The organism is Streptomyces monomycini, assembly GCF_022271435.1.
GTDB classification, from domain to species: domain Bacteria; phylum Actinomycetota; class Actinomycetes; order Streptomycetales; family Streptomycetaceae; genus Streptomyces; species Streptomyces monomycini.
The window spans coordinates 1-4,042 of the sequence record NZ_JAFIQY010000084.1 but is presented as its reverse complement, the minus strand read 5'-3'; the positions used below and the strand labels follow the sequence as shown (position 1 = coordinate 4,042).

Here is a 4,042-nt window from a genome sequence, read left to right as displayed (position 1 = left end):
CGTTGGAGGAAGGTGAAGAGGTTCTCCCAGCGCTGGACGATCTCGTCGGTGGCGTAGCGCTGGATGTTGGTGCGGGCCGTCTCGCCCATGCGGTCGCGCAGGGCGGGGTCGCTGAGGAGGGTTTCCAGGTGGCGGGCGAGTTCGCTGGTGTTGCCGGGCGGGGCGAGCAGGCCGTCCTCGCCGTGGCGGATGATCTCGCGGACGCCCGGGGCGACGTCGAAGGCCACGCACGGCACGGCGGTGGCCATCGCCTCCATCGGCGCCAGCGGGAAGCCCTCGCCGCGGGAGCTGAGCACGAACACCGAGGCCTGGCGCAGCGCGCCGGCCACGTCCTGGGTGCGGCCCATGAAGGTGACGCTGTCGGCGATGCCCAGCTGGGCGCTCTGCTTGCGCAGCGCCTGTTCCTCCTCGCCGGCGCCGTACAGGCGCAGGGTCCACCCGCGGTGGCGGGCGGCGAGCTGGGCCCAGGCCTCCAGCAGCAGGTCGACGCCCTTTTCCTCGTGCAGGCGTCCGATGCTGGCGACCACCTTTTCGGTGCGCGGCGAGGGGGTGTCGGGGAAGAAGGGCAGGGGGTTGGGCATGAAGCCGACGTTGTCCATGCGCTGGCGGATCCAGGCGTCGGCGTCCTCGCGGGTCAGTGCCAGCATCCGGTCGACGTCCCGGTAGAAGGTCTTCACGCGCTGGAAGCGGGAGGATTTGCGGCAGGTCTCGAAGGACTCGTGGCTCATGCCGATGACGGTGTGCCCGCCGGTGCCGGCCAGCGCCACCCACTCCATCGCCCAGACCTGGGTGACGATGATGACCGCGCCCGGCCGGGCGGCGGTGAACAGGGCGGTCAGTTTGGCGGCCTGGGTGCGCATGCCCGCCTCGCGGGCCGCCCGGCGCCGGTGCTCGGCCACGTTGGCCCGGTCCTTGAGGGTGCGCACCGGGCGCAGGTGCGGCGGGTGCTCGTCATACAGGGTGGTGGTGGCGTAGGGCAGGCCGGCGGGCAGGGTGCGGGCGCGGCCGGGCGGCGGCGGGGTGATACCGATCAGGTGCACCCGGTGGCCGCGGGCCGCGAACAGCCCGGCCATCTGGTGCGACCAGCTGGTGATGCCGCCCAGCTCGTTGACGCTGTTGGAGACGAAGAAGACGTCGCGCACCGGCACCGCCGCCGGGGCTGTGGTGTCCGGGGCCGGGGCGGTGGTGTCCGGGGTCGGGGGGGTGGCGGTCATCAACGGCTCCAGTGGGAGAAGAACTGCTCGACGAGGGTGCGGGCGGCGTCCCCGCGCTCGTACTCGCCGAAGTGGGCAACAAAGCGCTTGCGGGCCGCGGCGAACTGCGGCCCGCCGGTGTCGAGGCCGTCGAGCGCCGCGAAGAACGCCTCCTGGTCTTCCACCAGCGGTCCCGGCGCATGCTCGCGCAGGTCGAAGTAGGTGCCGCGCTGCTCGTGCACATACGCCTGGTAGTCGTAGGTGAAGAACACCATCGGCCTGTCCAGCAGCGCATAGTCGAACATCACCGAGGAGTAGTCGGTCACCAGCACATCGGCCAGCTCCAAGAACGGCGCCACGTCATGGTGCGCCGAGACATCGAGCACCGTCTGGGCCACCGTCGGCGGCAGCGTGACATGGTTGAGGTAGTGCGAGCGCACCAGCAGCACATACCGGTCCCCGAACCGCTCGGCGAAGCGCTCCACATCGAAGGGCAGCTCGAAGCGGTGCGAGCGCCCCCCGCTGGTGCGAAACGTCGGCGCATACAAGATGATCTGCTTGTCCGCCGGAATGCCCAGCTCGGCGGCGAGCGGGCCGCGGGTGCGGGGCTGTCCGGCCTCTTCGGCCTGGCGGGCCTGCACCAGCGCGTCGTTGCGCGGATAGCCCACCCGCAGCAGGGCCCGCTCCGGCAGCCGAAACGCCTTCGCCAGCGTGCGCACATCGTGCTCCGAGCGCACCAGGAACCGGTCGAAGCGGTCCAGCGCCCGCTGCTGCTCGGCCTGCTGCGCCCGGGTCAGGGTCTTTTGCGCCGGCTGGTCGAAGCCCATCTTCTTCAGCGCCGACCCGTGCCAGGTCTGGAGATAGGTGGTCTCCGGGCGCTTGTCCAGCTTCAGCGGAAACGACTGGTTGTCCACCCAGAACTCCGCCTGCGCCAGCGCCTTGAGATACGGCAGCGACCAGCGCCGCACCAGCGTCGCATCGGCCGGAAACGCCCCCGGGTCCCCGGAATAGGCCCAGTACGCCTCGAACTGCAGGCCCTGGCGGCGCATCTCCTCATACAACGCCCGCGGACTGTCACTGTACTGACGCCCCAGATGGCTTTCGAAGACCACCGTGCGCTTTTTGACCGGCAGCCGCGAAAACACCTCCCGGTAGGCCCGCAGCTTGGTCTCCCCCGACGTCAGCGTCCGGCGCAGCTGCCGCGCCCGGCGGTAGCCGGACTTCGCCAGCGCCCCCGGCCGGCCCGCGACCGACTTGCCGATCAGCTCCCGGGCCCGCTGCCGGCCCGCGTCCTCCCCCACCAGCTCGAACGCCAGATGCCCCTTGGCCGACACGTGCGGGCGCACATGGTCGGCGACCATCCGCGTCAGCCGCGGCCGCACCGGCAGCGCCCGCCCCGGCAGATCCGTGTCCGCCACACTCAGCCGCGTCGTGGTGCACACCCCGTCCGCCTCGAGCACCAGCCGCACGTCCCACACCGCATCGATGATGCCCAGCGGCCGCAGCCGCCCGCTGACATCGGCCACCGCCTCCCACTCGATGACCTCCCCCGCATGGCGCACCGCCTGCACCGGGAAGGTGAACGCCTGCAGCCCCCGGCGCCGCGCACTGAACTCCAGCCGCGCCCGCAGCGTCGCTCCCTCGCCGATACGGCCCAGCGCATTGGTGATCCGCCCGGCCAGCCGCACCCCGCCGCCGGCCGCCGCCGCAAAAACGGTCAGCTCATTGCGCAGGAACATCTTCTCCAGCGGCCGCGTGTGATACCCCAGCTCCGTCACATCCAGCACCCGCCGGCCCAGCTCATCGTCCAGATGCTCCGCACACCAAAACACCCGCCCGCCAAACTCCACCAGCGGCACCGCCACCTTGCCCGGATTGAGCAGCGCATCCACCGCCGGAATCAGATGCGCGAAGTCCCCGCGCCCCAGCAGATACCCGCAGATCGCCTGCAGCGGCTGCGCCCGCTCAAAAGCCTGCGGATCCAGCGTCGCCAGATACTCCGCCGACAGCCGCGCGAACTCCGCCCGGTACTGCGCATCCCGAAACGGCAGATCCCGCAGATGCAGCACCAGGTCATGCTTGAGGAACTTCACATCCTTCGCCCGCCGCAGCTCCGTCAGCCCCCGCTCGGCGAGCATCGCATCGATGCGCCGGTGCACCTCCAGCCGGTGCTCATAATTGGTCATCTCATGGCGCCGGTTGGTCACCGACTTCACCGCCGCCGCCTGATGCACATGCCAGAAATACACCTGATTCGGAATCAGCGTGATCCGCTCAGCCGCCAGATACGCCTCGGCGATGAACTGCAGATCCTCATAGAACATCCCCTTGGGAAACCGCAGATCATGCTCCAGCAGAAACTCCCGCCGATAACACTTGTTCGTCGACAACGTGTCCCACACGAACAGATCCGGCAACTCCTGGACCGACCCGATCGTCCGCGTCTGCCCATACAGCCACGGATACCACTCATTACGCTTCTCCACCGGCCCGTCCTTGTGCAGCCGCACACACAGACCCGACACCAGATCCGCCCCCGACGCCTGCGCCGCCTCCACCAGATTCCGGCACGCATGACGCTCCAGCACATCATCACTGTCCAAAAACATCACATAACGCCCCACCGCCTCCCGGATCCCCCGGTTACGCGGCTCACCCCCCGCCCCACTGTTCTCCTCCAGCCGAAACGCCCGCACCCGCCCCGGCCACCGCCCGGCCAGCCCCTGCGCCACCGCAAAAGAACCATCCGAACTGCAATCGTCGACAATCACCACCTCAACATCACCGAACGACTGCTCCAGCACCGACCCCACCGCAGCAGGCAACCGCTCCGCATCGTTGTAGACGAT

General features: G+C 69.4%; 2 protein-coding genes. Both read right to left on the bottom strand.

Features of this window, described 5'->3' with window-relative positions; all coding sequences use genetic code 11:
• The coding region (locus JXZ78_RS39930) for a glycosyltransferase (RefSeq protein WP_063726040.1) at positions 1 to 1,214 on the bottom strand (1,214 nt) is incomplete at its 3' end.
• Positions 1,214 to 4,042, bottom strand: a 2,829-nt coding sequence (locus tag JXZ78_RS39925; protein ID WP_078624045.1) for a bifunctional glycosyltransferase/CDP-glycerol:glycerophosphate glycerophosphotransferase, incomplete at its 5' end; no start/stop codon positions are given. The genes JXZ78_RS39925 and JXZ78_RS39930, both read right to left, overlap by 1 nt.